This is a genomic window from Kosakonia sp. BYX6 (genome assembly GCF_038449125.1).
Lineage (GTDB): Bacteria > Pseudomonadota > Gammaproteobacteria > Enterobacterales > Enterobacteriaceae > Kosakonia > Kosakonia calanthes.
In genome coordinates this window covers 3,134,275-3,151,476 of sequence record NZ_CP151800.1, presented here as the reverse complement: position 1 = coordinate 3,151,476, position 17,202 = coordinate 3,134,275, and the positions used below count along the sequence as shown (strand labels likewise).

12 protein-coding genes are annotated in these 17,202 nt (G+C 55.0%); 5 read left to right on the top strand and 7 right to left on the bottom strand.

Annotation, left to right across the window (positions count from 1 at the left end; genetic code table 11):
• Positions 1-51 precede the first annotated feature (51 nt).
• Genes AAEY27_RS14775 through AAEY27_RS14765 form a run of 3 tightly spaced genes read left to right on the top strand, consistent with a single transcriptional unit; the run spans position 52 to position 3,503 of the window.
• A complete protein-coding gene (locus tag AAEY27_RS14775; RefSeq protein WP_342321405.1) occupies positions 52-1,428 on the top strand; it encodes a glycoside hydrolase family 1 protein in 1,377 nt (458 codons plus the stop codon).
• Between the two features lie 21 nt (positions 1,429-1,449).
• Entirely contained in the window at positions 1,450-2,769 is a 1,320-nt protein-coding gene (locus tag AAEY27_RS14770) for a PTS sugar transporter subunit IIC (protein WP_342321404.1), read from the top strand.
• Positions 2,770-2,786: 17 nt separating this feature from the next.
• The gene (locus AAEY27_RS14765; protein ID WP_342321403.1) at positions 2,787-3,503 is read left to right on the top strand and encodes a GntR family transcriptional regulator; all 717 of its coding nucleotides are present in this window, start codon (positions 2,787-2,789) and stop codon (positions 3,501-3,503) included.
• Positions 3,504-3,645: 142 nt separating this feature from the next.
• Here AAEY27_RS14765 and ldtB read toward each other — a convergent pair whose 3' ends face one another.
• Positions 3,646-4,566 (bottom strand): L,D-transpeptidase, encoded by a 921-nt coding sequence (gene ldtB, locus AAEY27_RS14760; protein ID WP_342321401.1) that lies wholly within the window; start codon positions 4,564-4,566, stop codon positions 3,646-3,648.
• Positions 4,567-4,775: 209 nt separating this feature from the next.
• On the opposite strand from ldtB, the gene AAEY27_RS14755 reads away from it, so the two are divergent.
• Positions 4,776-6,368: an ABC-F family ATPase gene (locus AAEY27_RS14755; RefSeq protein ID WP_342321399.1), complete on the top strand. Its 1,593-nt coding sequence runs from the start codon at positions 4,776-4,778 to the stop codon at positions 6,366-6,368.
• 114 nt (positions 6,369-6,482) lie between these two features.
• On the opposite strand, the gene AAEY27_RS14750 is transcribed toward AAEY27_RS14755, so the two are convergent.
• Together AAEY27_RS14750 and AAEY27_RS14745 are read right to left on the bottom strand one after the other, a co-directional pair.
• Complete coding sequence (locus tag AAEY27_RS14750; RefSeq protein ID WP_342321397.1) at positions 6,483-8,849, bottom strand: glycoside hydrolase family 31 protein; 2,367 nt, start codon at positions 8,847-8,849, stop codon at positions 6,483-6,485.
• A 15-nt stretch (positions 8,850-8,864) separates the two neighbouring features.
• Positions 8,865-10,166, bottom strand: a complete 1,302-nt coding sequence (locus AAEY27_RS14745; protein WP_342321396.1) for an MFS transporter — start codon at positions 10,164-10,166, stop codon at positions 8,865-8,867.
• Positions 10,167-10,358: 192 nt separating this feature from the next.
• Here AAEY27_RS14745 and AAEY27_RS14740 point away from each other — a divergent pair, with 192 nt between their 5' ends.
• Positions 10,359-11,429 (top strand): LacI family DNA-binding transcriptional regulator, encoded by a 1,071-nt coding sequence (locus tag AAEY27_RS14740; RefSeq protein ID WP_342321395.1) that lies wholly within the window; start codon positions 10,359-10,361, stop codon positions 11,427-11,429.
• On the opposite strand, the gene AAEY27_RS14735 is transcribed toward AAEY27_RS14740, so the two are convergent.
• The 4 genes from AAEY27_RS14735 to AAEY27_RS14720 all read right to left on the bottom strand — a co-directional run bounded on the left by AAEY27_RS14735 (position 11,426) and on the right by AAEY27_RS14720 (position 17,170).
• The gene (locus AAEY27_RS14735; RefSeq protein WP_342321393.1) at positions 11,426-12,685 is read right to left on the bottom strand and encodes a DUF1479 domain-containing protein; all 1,260 of its coding nucleotides are present in this window, start codon (positions 12,683-12,685) and stop codon (positions 11,426-11,428) included. The two genes, AAEY27_RS14740 and AAEY27_RS14735, sit on opposite strands and share 4 nt — an antisense overlap.
• A gap of 159 nt (positions 12,686-12,844) precedes the next feature.
• Positions 12,845-13,660 carry a Cof-type HAD-IIB family hydrolase gene (locus tag AAEY27_RS14730; RefSeq protein ID WP_342321391.1) on the bottom strand — a complete coding sequence of 272 codons (816 nt, stop codon included), beginning with the start codon at positions 13,658-13,660 and terminating at the stop codon, positions 12,845-12,847.
• A 173-nt stretch (positions 13,661-13,833) separates the two neighbouring features.
• Complete coding sequence (locus AAEY27_RS14725; RefSeq protein WP_342321390.1) at positions 13,834-16,266, bottom strand: formate C-acetyltransferase/glycerol dehydratase family glycyl radical enzyme; 2,433 nt, start codon at positions 16,264-16,266, stop codon at positions 13,834-13,836.
• Between the two features lie 4 nt (positions 16,267-16,270).
• The gene (locus AAEY27_RS14720) at positions 16,271-17,170 is read right to left on the bottom strand and encodes a glycyl-radical enzyme activating protein (RefSeq protein ID WP_342321389.1); all 900 of its coding nucleotides are present in this window, start codon (positions 17,168-17,170) and stop codon (positions 16,271-16,273) included.
• Between the last annotated feature and the right edge of the window lie 32 nt (positions 17,171-17,202).

The following is a 17,202-nucleotide window of genomic DNA, read 5'->3' as shown; positions in this document are numbered from 1 at the left end:
GGCTATATGACTAGTCATATACACTAAATGACTAGTCATGGAGAAAGCGAGATGAGCAAAACATTGCCGACCGGATTTTTGTGGGGAAACTCCGTATCCAGCATGCAGACAGAAGGTGCATGGAATGAGGGCGGAAAAGGGATGTCGGTTTACGATATCCGCGAAGCCAGCGAATTCGCCTCCGACTGGAAAGTCGCCACCGATTCTTACCACCGTTACCACGAAGATTTTGACCTGATGCAGGATCTGGGCATGAACTGCTATCGCTTCCAGATTGCCTGGAGCCGCGTTTGCCCACAGGGCGACGGCGAATTCAATGAAGAGGGCATCGCCTTTTACGACCGCTTTATTGATGATTTGCTGGCTCGCGGCATCGAACCGATGGTGTGTCTATATCACTTCGATATGCCGTTGGCACTCGCCGAGCAGTACAACGGTTTCGCCGACCGTCACGTGCAAGATGCCTTTGTGCGTTACGGCAAAAAGATGATCGACTGCTTTGGTAGCCGGGTGAAGTACTGGCTGACTTTCAATGAGCAGAATATTTACCACATGCCTGGCGCGTTTCAGGTGGGCGGTTATCTCAACGGCGAGAAAACCCTGCGCGAGCTGTATCAAATTCAACATCACGTGATGATGTCGCACGTGCTGCTGACGCATTATCTGCACGAAACGCAGCCCGGCCAACTGATGGGCGGCATGCTGGCGCACCAGTTGATCTACCCGGCGACCTGTAAACCGCGCGATGTGTTTTGCGCCACACAATATGACGAATTCCTCAACCAAAACTTACTGCGCGTTTACGCCGGGCAGGGCTACAGCCCGGAAGTGCTGGCGGTGGTGGACAGAGAAGGGTTCCGCGATATTTATCGCGAGGACGATCTGGCGCAGATTGCACGGGTGAAAAACGACTTTATGGCATTCAGCTATTATGCGAGCAAAACGCTGGACAGCGACGCCATCTCACCCGACACCCCGGTCAATTACTACCTGCAACAGGGCGATAAAGCCAACCCGTATTTGGAAGCCACCGAATGGGGCTGGCAAATCGATCCGCTCGGTTTTCGCGCCATCATTACCCGCTATTACAACGACTGGCGTTTGCCGGTGTTCCCGATTGAAAACGGTATCGGTGTAATTGAAGAGTGGGACGGCGTAAACCCGGTGGATGACGAGTATCGCATCGCTTATCACCGCGACCATATTCAGGCGATGCAGGACGCCATTTTTGAAGACGGCGCGCAGGTAATCGGCTACCTCGGCTGGGGGTTGATCGACATTCTTAGTTCGCAGGGCGATATGCGTAAACGCTACGGCGTGGTGTATGTGAACCGGGAAAACCACGACCTGAAAGATATGAAACGCGTACCGAAAAAGAGCTATCGCTGGCTGCAACAAGTGATACGCAGCAACGGGCGCGACATGTAAAGCCACTTAGGGGACAGCGCAATGTCTGAGACTAAAATCACGCCGAATATGCAGTCATTCGTCGATAAGTTCGTTGAATTCTCCGCCCGCCTGGCGAACCAGGTGCATCTGCGATCGCTGCGCGATGCTTTCGCCGCTGTGATGCCGATTTTTATCCTCGCCGGGCTGGCTGTGCTGATCAATAACGTTATCTTCCCTTGGGTGTTTGAAGGGGAAACGCTGGCGCGTTTTAAGGTGTGGGGCGAAGCGGTGATTAATGGCACGTTGAATATCGCCGCCTTATTGATTGCGCCAATGACCGCCTGGTCGCTGGCGCGCAATAAGAACTTCGACAACCCGGTTTCGGCGGTGGTCATCGCGCTGTCCAGCTTTATTATCATGATGCCGATGCAGTTGGATGTGGTGCCGGTCGGCGGTAAAACCGCCGTCACCGTCGGCCAGATGCTGTCATTTATCAATATCGGTTCAACCGGGATTTTTGCCGGGGTGATTATCGGATTACTCTCGACCGAGCTGTTTATTCGCGTGTCGAGCGTGAAGAAATTCAACATTTCGCTGGGGGATAATGTGCCCTCGGCGGTGGGGAAATCTTTCTCGGCGCTGATCCCCACGATTATTACGCTCTCCTTGTTCGCCATTGTGGCGGCGCTGCTGGCGAACCTGCTGCATACCGACTTGATCCACCTGATCACCACGCTTATCCAGCAGCCGTTGCGCCAGATCAACACCAGCTTGCCGGGCACGCTGTTTATTTACAGCTTTGGTAACTTCCTGTTTACGCTGGGTATTCACCAGACGGTGGTGAATGGCGTGATCCTCGAACCGCTGCTGTTGATCAACACCAACGAGAACATGCTGGCGTTTGCCAACGGGCAGCCGATCCCCCATATCATTAACAGCATTTTTGTGCCGACCTTCGGCATGATTGGCGGTACCGGCAGCACCATTTCTCTGCTGCTTGCTATCTTTATCTTCGCTAAACAGCAATCGGCGAAGCAGGTCGCGCGGCTCGCCATTTCGCCGGGGCTGTTTAACATTAACGAACCGGTGATTTTCGGTCTGCCGATTGTTTTCAACCTGCCGTTGATGATCCCCTTTGTGCTGCTGCCCGCGCTCGGTATTTGGTTTGCCTGGCTCTGTACGACACTTGGCTGGATGTCGCGCTGCGTGGTGATGATCCCGTGGACAACGCCGCCGATTTTAAGCGCCTGGCTGGCAACGGCAGGCGACTGGCGGGCGGTGGTGGTTCAGTTGATAATCATCATCTTTGGTGTATTCTTCTACCTGCCTTTCCTCAAGATTGCCGAGCGAGTGGCCTTAAAAAACAATGGGATAGACTAAAGCGACCGGGACGGGCTATGGCGGCAAAATACATTACTATTGCGCGTGAAATTAAACGGCGCATCCTCAGCCAGCAGTATGCTGCCAGTGCCCCGCTGCCGGACCAGTTTGCGCTGGCAGCGGAGTTCAATACCAGCAGGATGACCATCCAACAGGCCATGCGCCAGCTGATTGTCGAAGGGCTGGTTTACACCCGCCAGGGGCAGGGCACGTTTATCCGTAAAAACTTCCTGCAACTGTCTCGCTGGGATTTGCCCGGAAGCGACTATTTTGGCGCGACCAAAACCTGGGAAAATGTCGGCGAAGTCACCAGTAAAATCATCCGTTTTGAGTTGCGTTTCCCCACGGAAAAAGAGCAGGCTTCGTTGCTGGTTGGCCCGGACGAGCCGGTGTATGACTTTATCCGCTTGCGTTTGCTTGAAGGGGAGCCGATGTCGCTGGAATTCACGCTGATGCCGGTGAACCTGGTGCCGGGGTTAAACCGCGCGCATCTGGAAAGCTCGGTGTTTCGTTACGTGCAGGAAGAACTGGCGCTGAAAATTATGGGGTCGTACCGCATTGTTCGTGCGCTGAAGCCGTGGGCAGAAGATAAGCAATATTTGAACTGCGAAGAGACCGATCCGGTGCTGGAAGTAGAGCAGGTTATCTATCTGGAAGACGGCACGCCGCTGGAGTATGCGCACTGCCATTACCGTTACGATCATGGCGGCATTATTGTGGTCAATAACGGATAAAAAAACGGAGCATTCGCTCCGTTTTTTTTCTGCCGGATGGTGGCTGACGCCTTATCCAGCTTATGGTTTAGTCGGCCTGGTTGTAGGCCCGATAAGCGTAGCGTTATCGGTCAATTAAACAACCGGCCAATCAAACCTCAGATCAGTTCAAACGTACCGGCATACCTGAACGGTTCTGCACCGCCTGGTCGACAACGTTCGAATCCACATCAGACTGGTTCGTCACTGTTTGCACCGCTTTGGTCAACGCGATCGGCACGATTTCGCCGCCGGTGAACTGTGCTTCGGTGGTGGACAGCGGGTTATGAACCTCAATGTAACGGCTGCCATCCGGTTCGGTGGTCGCTTTTACCGGCTCATCAATAAACTGTACGCGCGTACCGACCGGCACATTGTCGAACAGGAATTTGATGTCGTCGTTACGCAGACGCACACAACCGTGGCTTACACGCAGGCCGATACCGAAGTTGGCATTGGTGCCGTGAATCGCATACAGGCGACCAATGTAAAGCGCGTACAGACCCATCGGGTTATCCGGGCCTGCCGGAACAACAGGCGGCAGTGGTTGACCCATCGCAACGTATTCAGCATGCATTTTTGCCGTCGGCGTCCAGGTCGGGCCGGCTTTCTTACGTTCGACTTTGGTGGTCCAGGCAATCGGCGTATCTTTGCCCAACTGACCGATACCGATCGGTAACACGATGACGGTGTTAGTGCCTTTCGGGTAGTAGTAGAGACGCATCTCGGCACTGTTGATCACAATCCCTTCGTGAACGGTGTCCGGCAGAATCAACTGCTGCGGAACGTTCATCACAGTGCCGCCTTTCGGCAAGTAGGCGTCAATGCCCGGGTTTGCTTCCAGCATGTTGGACAGACCCATCTGGTATTCAGCCGCAAAATATTCCAGTGGTTGGTTATTGCCTTCAGGAATAGTGACGACCTGGTTCTGGCCAATCAGACGGCTGCCATCGGTCGGCAGCGGATAAGTAACAGCAGACGCGCTATTGCAAAATCCCACGACAGCAAAGGCCGCCGCGAAAAGAGTCATTAATTTCATATTCATGTTGTGCGAGATTATTGCCACACTGGCCGTTGGGTTGAGAATGCAGGAAGCGCATTATATGTGCATTCCACCGTCCAGGGGAATTCGGATGTTTACGAAATCACACTTTTTTCCCCTTTTGCTGTAGTTTAGCGGCCTGACAGCGGGCGGGCATCTAATTCGGAATTGTGGCATAATATGGCGTTTGTCACATATTTCAGGATATCTCCGTGTTAGTCACCAGCAACGTCACCATGCAGTTCGGCAGCAAGCCGCTGTTTGAAAACATTTCCGTCAAATTTGGCGGCGGCAACCGTTACGGCCTGATCGGCGCTAACGGGAGCGGCAAATCCACCTTTATGAAAATCCTCGGCGGCGATTTAGAGCCGACGCTGGGTAACGTTTCACTCGATCCGAACGAACGCATCGGTAAGCTGCGCCAGGATCAGTTCGCCTTTGAAGAGTTCAGCGTGCTCGACACGGTGATCATGGGCCACGCGGAACTGTGGGAAGTGAAACAGGAACGCGACCGCATTTACGGCCTGGCGGAAATGAGTGAAGACGATGGCTACAAAGTCGCCGATCTTGAAGTGCTCTATGGCGAAATGGACGGTTACTCCGCAGAAGCGCGCGCGGGCGAACTGCTGCTCGGCGTCGGTATTCCGGTTGAGCAACATTACGGCCCGATGAGCGAAGTCGCACCCGGCTGGAAATTACGTGTGCTGCTGGCGCAGGCGCTGTTCGCCAACCCGGACATCCTGTTGCTCGATGAACCGACCAACAACCTGGACATCGATACCATTCGCTGGCTGGAGCAGGTGCTGAACGAGCGTGACAGCACCATGATCATCATTTCGCACGACCGTCACTTCCTGAACATGGTTTGCACCCACATGGCGGATCTCGACTACGGCGAGCTGCGCGTGTATCCGGGCAACTACGACGAATACATGACGGCGGCAACGCAGGTACGTGAACGTCTGCTGGCAGATAATGCCAAGAAGAAAGCGCAAATCGCCGAACTGCAATCCTTCGTCAGCCGCTTTAGTGCGAATGCCTCGAAATCCCGCCAGGCAACCTCTCGCGCTCGTCAGATCGACAAGATCAAGCTTGATGAAGTGAAAGCCTCCAGCCGTCAGAACCCGTTTATCCGTTTCGAGCAGGACAAGAAACTGTTCCGTAACGCGCTGGAAGTGCAGCAACTCACCAAAGGTTTTGATAACGGCCCGCTGTTTAAAAACGTCGACCTGCTGCTGGAAGTCGGCGAAAAAGTTGCCATTCTTGGGACCAACGGCGTGGGCAAAACCACGCTGCTGAAAACACTGGTGGGTGAGTTGGCTGCGGATCACGGCACGGTTAAGTGGTCGGAAAACGCCCACATTGGTTATTACGCGCAGGATCACGCTGCCGATTTCGATAACGATCTGACGGTGTTCGAGTGGATGAGTCAGTGGAAACAGGAAAACGACGACGAGCAAGCGGTGCGCAGCATCCTCGGGCGTTTGCTGTTCAGCCAGGACGATATCAAAAAGCCAGCGAAGGTGCTTTCCGGTGGTGAGAAAGGCCGTATGCTGTTCGGCAAGTTAATGATGGATAAACCGAATATCCTGGTAATGGACGAACCGACCAACCACCTTGATATGGAATCTATCGAATCGCTGAACATGGCGCTGGAGATGTATCAAGGCACGTTGATTTTCGTTTCTCACGACCGCGAGTTTGTCAGCTCGTTGGCAACGCGTGTGATTGAGATTACGCCGCAACGCGTGGTCGATTTCTCAGGCAATTACGAAGATTATCTGCGTAGCCAGGGCATCGAGTAAATTTACCGTCGTCTTTCACGTTGCAGGTTTGCTGCCTTCCTGCAACGCGAAATACTGAGGTAAATGATGAATGAAACGTAGGCCGGATAAGGCGCAGCCGCCATCCGGCATTTTTTACCTCAACACCCACTCCTGCGCCGCCACGCCATTGATCAACAACTGGCGTTTTTCGCCGACGGGCAACGTCACTTTCAACGCTTTCCATGCCGGGCGATAATCGCCGCGGGTGTTGATCTGCACATCAATCGTTCTGCCCGTGCACACCATTTCCCACGCCAGCCACAGCGCGTTTCCGTCTTTATATCCCCAGCTTTCACCGTCATCCTCGAACAGCAAACCGTGGGTGCGGCCTGCGCCTTTTATCGGGAATAGCTGTAATTCTCGGCTAGTATCCGCTTTTGCATCGACATGGGTAATGCGTTCGCTTAACGGCAAACCTGCGCCCGCGCGCACCAGCAGCGGCAGTGTTTCCAGCGGTGCATTCAGCGTGATCCACTGGCCTGGCGCGTACCAGGCGCCGGAATAAAAATCGTACCAGCCGCTATCGTTGGCCGGCAGCCAGACGCGACGCTCGCGCTGGCCTGGTTCGACTACGCTGGCGACCAGCATATCGCGGCCAAGCAGGAAATCGTCACACTCTTCAAACGTCTGCGCATCGTGCTCATGATCGAGGAAGGTCGGGCGCAACATCGGCTCATCATCGGCATGTGCCTGCCACAACAGCGTATAAAGATAGGGCAGCAGACGATAGCGCAGTTCAATGGCGCTGCGGATCAGCGGCGTAATGGCCGGGTACATCCACGGCTCATTGACGGTCTGATCATCATTCCACGAGTGAATGGTAAAACGCGGATGCATTACGCCGTTTTGTACCCAGCGCACAAACAATTCGGCATCCGGTTTATCGCCGGAAAAACCGCCGACATCATGCCCAACGTTATACAAACCGGACAGGCTCATCCCCACGCCCATCCGTGTGTTGTAGCGCAACGTGTCCCAGTTGGTGCGGTTATCGCCGCTCCATGTCTGCACATAACGCTGCATCCCGGCGCAGCCGGAACGGGAAATCAGGTACGGGCGTTTTTGCGGTGCGAAACGCTGCTGCGCTTCCATTGAGGCGCGCATCATCAACAGCGGCATCACCGGGCGAATATGTTTAATAGCGATTTCACGACCAAAACCCTGGCAGCGGGCTTCGCCGTCCCACACTTCAAACTCGTTATTGTCATTCCAGGTGGCGTCGATGCCCATCTCCAGTAACTGCGTCGTCACGCCTTCCTGCCACCAGGCGATGGTCTGTGGGTTGGTGAAATCAAGGTTCGAACCTTCATCGTCCCAGAAGCTGGAGCGCTCCGGCGCATCGGTTTCGGAATCGCGAATAAACAGGCCTCTTTCCGCCACTTCGTCATAGCGCGGGTGATCCTGCAACAGGCACGGTTTGATATTCGCCGCCAGTCTCAGTCCGGCATCGTGGAACGCCTGGCTCATCACTTTTGGCTGCGGCACTTTGTCGTCATTCCAGTTAAAGACATAGCGCTTGCCATTAATCGAGGTGTAGCCGGAAGAAAGCTGGAACGAATCGCACGGAATCGCGTGTTCTTCGCACAGGCGAATAAAGTTCATTAGCTGGTTTTGCGCATCCGGCGCATCGGTGTAGTGCATTGTTGAACCGCTGTAACCGAGGCTCCATTTCGGCCCGAACAGGGTTTTACCGGTCAGCCGGACAAATGCTTTGGTGACATCCAACGCCCGCGCGCCGGTAAACATGTAGTAATCAATATCACCGGCTTCCGCCTGCCAGCGGCGATACGCCGTATGGTAGTTGTCGATTTCATTACCCAGATCCAACCAGCAACTGCTGAGGTTGTCGTAAAACAGGCCGTAGCTGATATCGTCGCGGTGGGTAAGGGTAAACGGAATGTGTTTGTACAGCGGATCGGTGCTCACCGCGTTATACCCCATCGCGTCCAGGTTGCGCATTTCATAGCGCTGGCCGGTGCGCTGCAGGTTGCCTGCTTTCTCGCCGAGACCGTAAAATCGCTCCTCTTTTTTACGGCTCAGATAGTGCGCCACGCCGTCGCCGTGCGCGTTAATCAGATACGCGCTGGTGGGGCGATCGCTCGCCAGCCACTGCCAGGCACCGGCTTCATCGCGGTAATGCCACTCCAGCCACAGCGGTTGGTGCACGGTCACGCGCAGTTTTTCGCTCTCTAGCGTCAGCGTTTCCTGCTGCTGGCTCAGTGACCATTTCGGCAGGCTAAAGCCCGACAAATCCTCACGCGAGCGGCCTTCCCACGGCACATCTTCTTTCGGGGCAATGCTCCATGTTCTGTCCAGCGCCAGCTCGCCTTTACGTTTGAGCAGCACGCGGAACAGGTTCTCTTCCAGTACATACAGGCACAGCGTATGTTGCCCGTCCACCAGCAGCTCAACATGGTGAGCGGTCTGTTTTTGTAACGTCCAGTTCTTCAGGGTTTTCATATCAGACATCCACAATCAGGCGCGTTTTGCGCGACGTTCAGCAATAAATGCTACCAGGAAAAGAGCGCCAATCAGGTCAAAGAAACCCATGGCAATAAACAGCGGGTTGAAGCCAATCTTGTCGGCGGTAACGCCAATCAACAGGGAAAAGAGGAAGCTCGCGATCCACGCCGCCGAACCGCGCATGCCGTTTACCGTCGCCATCTGGCCTTTGTCGAAGGACTCAACAACCAGCGCGCTTAACATGCAGGAGATGATCTGGTGACCGAAGCCGCCAATTGAAATCAGCACAATAGTGATGTACGGATCGCGGGTGATGGCGACCACCGCCAGCGAAATCATCAGGAAAGCGCCGGTCACCGAACTGGCCACCACCGAGTTAACGCGAGTACAGCCGAACCAGCGGGTATACAGTTTGGTAAGGTAACCACTCGCGATGCTGCCTAAGTCGGCGGCAAGGAACGGCAACCAGGCGAACATAGCGATTTGTTTCAAATCCATTCCGTGTTCTTTTGCCAGGTAAAGCGGCACCCAGAAGCTCAGCACTGCCCACGCGGGTTCGGCCATAAACGCCGGGATGGCGATACCGTAAAAGCGTTTGTTTTTCGAGACGGTTTTCAGCGCGGTCAGGAAGGGAAGTTTAACGGCGGGCGGTTCGTTATCTTGCTGAATAAAAGCCAGTTCTTCTTTACTGAGGTTCGGGTGTTTGTCGGGGTTGTGATAAAACGCCCACCACAAAATTACCCACAGCAGCGCCAGCACGCCGGTAAACATAAACGCGCCCTGCCAGCCAAATGACGAATGGGCAAAGTAGATAATCGGCGGTGCGAGCATCGCGCCAATCGAGAAGCCAACGCCTGCCCAGCCTGCGGCAACCGGACGCTCGGATTTCGGGAACCATTCACCGATGGTTTTGGCGTTCGCCGGGGTGGCGGCCGCTTCCGACGCGCCCATGGTGAAACGCAAAATCGCCAGATGCAGCCAACTGCTCGCGCCAGCGTGGAAAATACAGGCCAGCGCCCAAATAATGGCGCACACCATAAAGCCGATTTTCAGGCCAATCACGTCAATCAGCCACCCACACAGCGGCTGGAAAAGGGTATAGGCCAACTGAAACGCGCCGACAATCCAGGAATATTGTTCGGTAGTAATCCCCAAACTGGTTTTCAGTTCTGGGGCCAAAATACCCAGAGAGTTCCGGGTGATGTAGTTCACCGTCACGCCAAATAAAAACAGAACCAGCATCCACCAGCGTAATTTCTTGATTATCCGGCGACTGCTGGCTGCCGCCACATCGTTGTTAATGCCCTGGCTCATTTTTTTCTCCGCATCGCGTTTTTGTAGGGGTGATTTAACTTGCGGGAGAAAAAACGGTCGCTAAAGCGGATTTTGTGCAAGGATTCTCATCAATGGGCAAAAAGTTACGGCAAACTCGCGGTCATGCCATGAATAACAGGCTTTTCAGTTCATGAAAATTTTGCCATTTCACAAATGGAGCAAGATCACAGAATGGATAAAAAGCTCAAAATCAGCGAAATTGCCCGCCGAACGGACTTGTCGACCAGCACTGTTTCCCGCGTGCTGGCGGGAAAAGCGAATACCAGTGAAAAAGCCCGCGTCGCTGTGCTGGCTTGTGCCCGTGAACTGGGGGTGATGGAGGGTATCGCCGCCGGGCGTTTGCTGCTGAATAACCTGGTTGTCTTCGCGCCGCAGCGCGCTTTCGACGAGCGTTCCGATATCTTCTATTACCGCGTTATTCAGAGCATTAACAAAGCGTTAGATCCCCACGACGTGCGGCTGCGTTACTGCGCGCTGGAGGAGTTAGACAGCGATGCCAATGCGTTTCACGCCCGTATGAATGCGCCGGAAACCCAGGCGGCGATTCTGCTCGGCATCGACGATCCGCATATTCATGAGCTGGCAGCCGATATCGGCAAACCTTGCGTGTTGATTAACTGCCGCGATGGGCGCATGCGTTTACCGTCTATCGCGCCGGATCACCGCACCATTGGCGAGTTTGCCGCCCGTTACCTGTTTGATATGGGCCATCGCGATATGGTGAATGTGATGTGCCTGCGCCGTTACACCATGGATTTGCGCCTGGCGGGCATTAAGGAAGCCTGGCAGCAGCACAATCTGCGTTTTAACAGCAAACGGGATTTGATTACCGTCCCGAGTTTTAGCGCCAAAGAAGCGGAACTGCGGGTGGCGGAGTGGCTTGACGATCCGGCGCACAAAACGCCGACCGCGTTTCTGGTGGGCGGTGATTTTATGGCGGAGGGCACGGTTCGCGCGCTGCAACAGCGCGGCTTGCGCGTTCCGCAAGACGTTTCGGTGATGAGTATTGATGCCTTTAACCTGGCGGCCATTCAGGATGTGCCGCTGACGGCGGTGCATGTGCCGCGCGATGAACTGGGCGTTGAAGCGGTGCATTTGTTGCAGCAGCGGTTGATTCGCCCGCAGGCAACGGTCGGATCTTTACTGCTTAACGGCCAACTTGCGGTGCGCGAATCGGTACGGCGGATACGTCCAGGACAGCAACGCACCGCCGTGGCGCGGGAAGGGCTGTACGACGATTAAACCTCAATGCCGAGCGCGCGTTTGCCATGAATATTCAGATCGTTCAGCGTAAAGCGGCCTGACCAATCGCTTTCGTAATTTTCCCGCGGAAAATCCCCCGGCGATGCGCCTTGCTCCAGCGCCACTTTCACTTTGCGGGCATAGGCGAGGTTTTTCTCGCACAGCGGCGCGGCGGGGATATACATCACATTCCCCCAGCCTTGTTGATGCTCAACCGGCGCCACCGAATGAATCACATCGCAGTGCCACCATACCGAATCACCGGCTTCCAGCGCCGGAATACTGGTCAGCGCTTCAATCAGCAGCGGGTGCCACTTCTCAGACACCGGTAACACGCGCCCCGGTGCAACGCCGCACAATTCGTCTTCTGGTACATCGTCCAGTAACGGGCGCAGCAGAATATAGGCCATCGCTTCCGGGATCGGCACCACGTGCAGCAAACCCTGGCCGGGGATCATATCCGACAGTGCCGTCCAACCCTGGAAGGTGCGAAACACCGAACATTTGGTGGTGTTATCCACCGTGTACTCTTCCACTTCAGTACGGTGCGCGGCATCCCACGGATCGTAAGCATCTAAATTGCCGTTAAAAACATGGGCGAAAACCCGTTGATAAGCTGGTAGCAACCAGCGTTCGAGTGCGCCGGAATCCGTATGTGCGCCCAGGCCTTTTGAGGTGGTGCCCGGTGGACGGCGGCGAATGCGATCCGGGTAGATCACGCTGACATCCGGATCAAACCACTGGCGGCCTCCGCTTTCAAAGCGCCACAGGCGATTGAGGAAAGATTGTACGGCAGCCATTTCGTTGCTCTGGCGCGCCTGCATTTGCGCCTGCGACCAGTAAATCGGGTAGATTTCCGGGCGTGAGGCCTCCAGCGTGCCGAAGAAACTGTCGCCGGGGCCTTTGTAGACCTCATCGAAATGATTCTGATCGAGATAGTCGAGCATCGAGCGATCCCAGCCGAGTGCTTGTTCGCGCGGGAAGTGGCCTTTGATCACCGCGCAACCGCGCTGTTTGATCAATGCCCGCTGCGTTTCGCTTACCTTCCCTTGTGCAATGTCGGCATAGGCAATTTGCGGCCAGACAGATTCGCCTTGCGCTTTCAGCGCGTTGATTTCGGCTACCCGGCGGGCAATTTTTTCACTCAGTTGGTTAAAGAGGGACGGCACATCGCCGAGTTGTGCACGCAGTTCCTGTTTCATCTGACGGATAGACGCTTTGTGATCGGCGGGTAGCGTCTCGTGGGTAAAAGCCATATGAACCTCTCATCTTTCATTCGAAAGTATTTAAACTTACAGATGATAATTTAAGTTAAAAAGAAGTTAATGCAAGTTTAAAAACTTGATGCGCTGCACAAACGTTGCACAAAGAAGAAAAAAGCGAGGAAGGGCCGACGCCTGCGCGTCGGCAGAAGATCAGCGGTCGAACGGAGCGGTGTTGTCGAGTACAGCCTGAATCACATTCAGCGCGCCCTGGTGGTTATTGTCATCGGTTTGATGGCGCGCGATGGCTTTGATCGCGTCGCCAGCGTTGCCCATCGCAAAGGAGAAATCGGTCATGCGCAGCATTTCTGCGTCATTACCGCTGTCGCCGATGGTCACGCATTCTTGTGGTGACATTTTCCAGCGCTTAAGCAGACGCGTAATGCCATTGGCTTTATGCAGGCCAGGGATAATCAAATCCACAAAGCCAAAGCCGCTGGTCACCGGTTTCATAATGCCGTCGAGGGAGACGTGCAGTTCGTCAATCAGTTGCGGAATATCGCTGTCCGGCAGGTTCAATGAGAATTTGAACAGCGTGTCATCAATCTGCTGGAAATCGCGCACCGGTTTTAAGCGATAGTAGTGTTTTGACATCAGCTCGACAAACTCCGCCGGGGCGTTTTCGCTGACATAAGCGCTTTCCAGGCCGCAGGCGACAAAATTGAGGCCAGGGTCTTTTAACAACTCGCCGATCACCACCTGGGCTTCGTGGCGGGTCAGTTCCCCATGGAACAATTTTTGACCGTGCTCGTAAACCAGCGCGCCGTTTTCGGCGACGAAGGAGAGGGTTTCTTTAAGCTCCGGGAAAAAGGTGATCAGTTGATAATACTGGTTGCCGCTGGCGACAACGAACTCAATATTACGCTCACGAAGTTGCTCGAATTGCGCCATAAATCGCGTGCGATCGTACTGCTTGGCGTCATCAAGGAAAGTTCCGTCCATATCAGTGACGATAACTTTGACGGTCATACATAGCGCTCCTGAATGTAACTGCGACGACAGACATTCTAGAGAGAATGTGACCAAAAGCACAAATCTTATTTCATTCGAAAGTACAAACAAAACGCCGGGTGGCGGTTACGCCTTACCCGGCCTACGGAGACTTGGTCAAAAGCTGAGGTGATTTTTTCTAAAAAATGACATCACAACGAATGTTCGGTGCGGGCAATAATATCGTCCTGCGCATCCGGCGACAGGGCGGTGAAAAACGCCGAATACCCGGCGACGCGCACCACCAAATCGCGGTACTGATCGGGGTGTTTTTTTGCTTCCAGCAACGTCTCGCGCGAAACAATGTTGTACTGAATATGCCAGCCGTTATGCACCTCGAAAAAGGTGCGCAGCAGCGCCATTAATTTGCGCCGATCGCTGTCATTCTCCAGGGTTGACGGGTTCAACTTCTGGTTAAGCAGCACACCGCCGAGGATCGCGCTGACCGGCAGTTTACCGACGGAGCCGATCACCGCCGTTGGCCCTAAATGATCGGTGCCGGACGCGGGGCTGGCGCCTTCCGCCAACGGTGTGTGCGCTTTGCGCCCGTCCGGCGTGGCCATTGTCGCCGCGCCAAACGGCACGTTAGCGGAAATGGACGACGTACCGGCGTAGTAATTCCCGCCGATAGGCCCGCGACCATAACGCGGATTGTGATACTGCTTCAGCTCATCAATATAGGTCTGATACGCGCGAACCAGCAGGGCATCGACGCTGTCGTCGTCATTGCCATATTTCGGCGCGCTGTTGATCAGCCGCTGGCGAAGCTGTTCGTGGGTCAGGCCGTCGAAATCCGCCGCCAGCGCGTCTGCCAGTTGTTGTTGGCCGATCGCGCCCTGATCGAACACCAGTTTTTTCACCGCTGCCAGGCTGTTGCCCAGGTTGGCGATACCCACCTGTAAGCCGGAAACCCAGTCATATTTCGCGCCGCCTTGTTTAATGCTTTTCGCTCGTTCAATGCAGTCATCGACCAGCGCGGAGCAGAGAATATCCGGCACGTTCTCTTCCAGCATGGTGTCGACCACATATTCAATCTCAATGGATTTACGGGTGTAATAGCGAATCTGCGCATCCCACGCCTGCAAAACGTCGTCGAAAGTGTGGAAATTGCCCGCCGAAAGCGCCTGCGTTTGTGGCAAGAAAACCTTGCCGCTGGTGGCATCGCGACCGCCTTCCAGCGCGGCCAGCATCACGCGGGCAAAGTTGATAAAGCTCATGCCGGTGCAACGGTAGCCCCACTTGCCGCCGACCGCGGTTTCAATACAGCCAATCGCCGCGTAATCGTAGGCATCAGCGGGTTCGACGCCGAGTTTGATAAATTCCGGGATCACGATTTCGTCGTTATTGAACGCCGGCATGCCAAAGCCGCAGCGGATCACCTGCACGCAGGCGTCGAGAAAGTCGTTGCTCATCCCGGCGTGGTAACGCACGCTGAGGTTCGGCTGCGTTGAGCGCAGGCGACCGCAGGATTCGAGGATTGCGTAAGAAAGCGGATTGACCGCATCCTGTGCCTCGCCGTTGTGCCACTGCTGGCCGCCAATCGTCACGTTTTGATAGAGCGGGCTGCCCGCCGAGGCTTTGGAGTGGGAGCCGGAGCGGATTTTGTTCACTTCCAACAACTTCAGCCAGCAACCGTGCAGCAGCTCAATGGCCGCTTCGCGTGACAGTGACTGATGCAGTTCAACATCGCGGCGATAGAACGGGTAAAGATATTGGTCCATGCGGCCAAACGACACCGAGTGACCGTTGGACTCAATCTGCAAAATCAACTGGATGAAATAGCACAACTGCAATGCTTGCCAGAAGGTTTTGGGCGGTTCATGAGCAATGATCAGGCAGTTTTCCGCCATCGCCAGCAGTTCGTCGCGGCGGTTTTGCCGACGCTCTTCCCCGGCCATTTTGCGCGCCAGATCGGCAAACCGTTCGATATGCAGGCTGACCGCGTTCAGCACAATATCAATGGCTTTTAAGAACTGATCGCCGTGCAGATCGTCGAGGTTCGTCAGATTAATGCGCGTGCGGCGCTCATCCACTTGATGGCGCAAACCATCCAGCCCTTTTTCCAGCAATAGCGGGAAATTGACCGCCAGATGCGCATCCCCGGAGGTCATATTGCCTTCGGCTTTGATAATACCGGTATCCAGCAGCGCTTTTTGTTCGTCGGTAAACATGCCGTAGCAGCGATCCTGCACCGTTTGCCCGCGCCACCAGGGGCAAACCTCATGCAGCACGCGCTTGTTCTCATCGCTTACCGCAAAACCGGCGCCGGGGCGATCGGCCAGCGCGTCAATTTCGTTTTCAATCCACGACACGGTGTATTCCGGGAAGATGGGCGCGGCGCGGACTTCGCTTGCCTGGTTGCCGATAATCAGTTCGTCATGTTTGATCCAGAGGGTGCGCTGCGCCAGGTGGTGTGCCAGGGCCAGCGCGCGCCGTACGGGAAGCGGTTTATCCAAATGCTTTTGATAGATGTGCGTGTAATGACGTGCGCGCTCGGTGCAGACCGGCGGTTTGACAATGTGCACCAGCGCGGTTTTATGCGCTTTGATACGGTCGGTCAGCGTGTCTAATTGCAGTGTGGTCATTGTTTTATCCTCGTAATGTCGCCGTCAGTCCTTTCTGGCGGGCAAAATCCTCGGCAAACGCCAGCAATTGCGGCGCGTCGAGCGGCTTTTCAGGTGCGGTGTAGGGTTCGCCGAGCAGGCGATATTTATTGATGCCCAGCGTGTGATACGGCAGAAAGTGGATGTCGCTGACGTGTAACTCGTCGGCGGCAAACGTCGTGATGGCTTTGATGGAGGCTTCGTCGGCGTTGAAACCGGGGATCAGCGGCACGCGAATCGTCATTTTCTTACCCGCTTGCGCCAGGCGCTTCAGGTTGTCGAGCACGCGCTTTGCCGAACCGCCGGTCCAGCGCTGAAACGCGGCCTCATCAACGTGTTTTAAATCAGCCAGGAAAAGATCAACAAACGGCAGCGCAGGTTCGATATAGCGCCACGGCACGTGCAGGCAGGTTTCCACCGCCGTATGAATGTGTTGCTGGTGACTGGCCGCTAACAGCGCCTGCGCCAACAGCGGGTTCATAAACGGTTCACCGCCGGAAAGGGTCAGACCGCCGCTGCTGCGATCGTAAAACGGTTTATCGCGCAAGACGGTCGCCATGATTTCATCAACGGATTTCACTTCGCCGCAAACGCTTAATGCCTGCGTCGGGCAACAGTGGGTAAGGGGGTTGAGCGTCTCATCATTGAGCTTTTCGCGGTGGATCATCAAACCATCCAGCGCGCGTTCAATCACTGTTGGCGCGGCGTGCTGGCACAAATCACAACCGGCAAGACAAAGGCGCGGGTCAAACAGCACCTCGCGCGTGCGGGCGCGGCTTTCCGGGTTCTGGCACCAGCGGCAGCTTAACGAGCAGCCTTTGAGAAACACCACCGTGCGAATGCCGGGGCCATCATGGGTGGAATAGCGCTGAATGTTGAAAATCATGAAGCATCTCCATATTTTTCATATGGAGATTA

Coding starts and splice junctions, on each gene's coding strand:
- AAEY27_RS14745 (WP_342321396.1), bottom strand. CDS start 10,166: ATGAGCCAGGGCATTAACAACGATGTGGCGGCAGCCAGCAGTCGCCGG.
- AAEY27_RS14735 (WP_342321393.1), bottom strand. CDS start 12,685: ATGGCTTTTACCCACGAGACGCTACCCGCCGATCACAAAGCGTCTATC.
- AAEY27_RS14740 (WP_342321395.1), top strand. CDS start 10,359: ATGGATAAAAAGCTCAAAATCAGCGAAATTGCCCGCCGAACGGACTTG.
- AAEY27_RS14765 (WP_342321403.1), top strand. CDS start 2,787: ATGGCGGCAAAATACATTACTATTGCGCGTGAAATTAAACGGCGCATC.
- AAEY27_RS14725 (WP_342321390.1), bottom strand. CDS start 16,266: ATGACCACACTGCAATTAGACACGCTGACCGACCGTATCAAAGCGCAT.
- AAEY27_RS14770 (WP_342321404.1), top strand. CDS start 1,450: ATGTCTGAGACTAAAATCACGCCGAATATGCAGTCATTCGTCGATAAG.
- AAEY27_RS14720 (WP_342321389.1), bottom strand. CDS start 17,170: ATGATTTTCAACATTCAGCGCTATTCCACCCATGATGGCCCCGGCATT.
- AAEY27_RS14730 (WP_342321391.1), bottom strand. CDS start 13,660: ATGACCGTCAAAGTTATCGTCACTGATATGGACGGAACTTTCCTTGAT.
- ldtB (WP_342321401.1), bottom strand. CDS start 4,566: ATGAATATGAAATTAATGACTCTTTTCGCGGCGGCCTTTGCTGTCGTG.
- AAEY27_RS14750 (WP_342321397.1), bottom strand. CDS start 8,849: ATGAAAACCCTGAAGAACTGGACGTTACAAAAACAGACCGCTCACCAT.
- AAEY27_RS14775 (WP_342321405.1), top strand. CDS start 52: ATGAGCAAAACATTGCCGACCGGATTTTTGTGGGGAAACTCCGTATCC.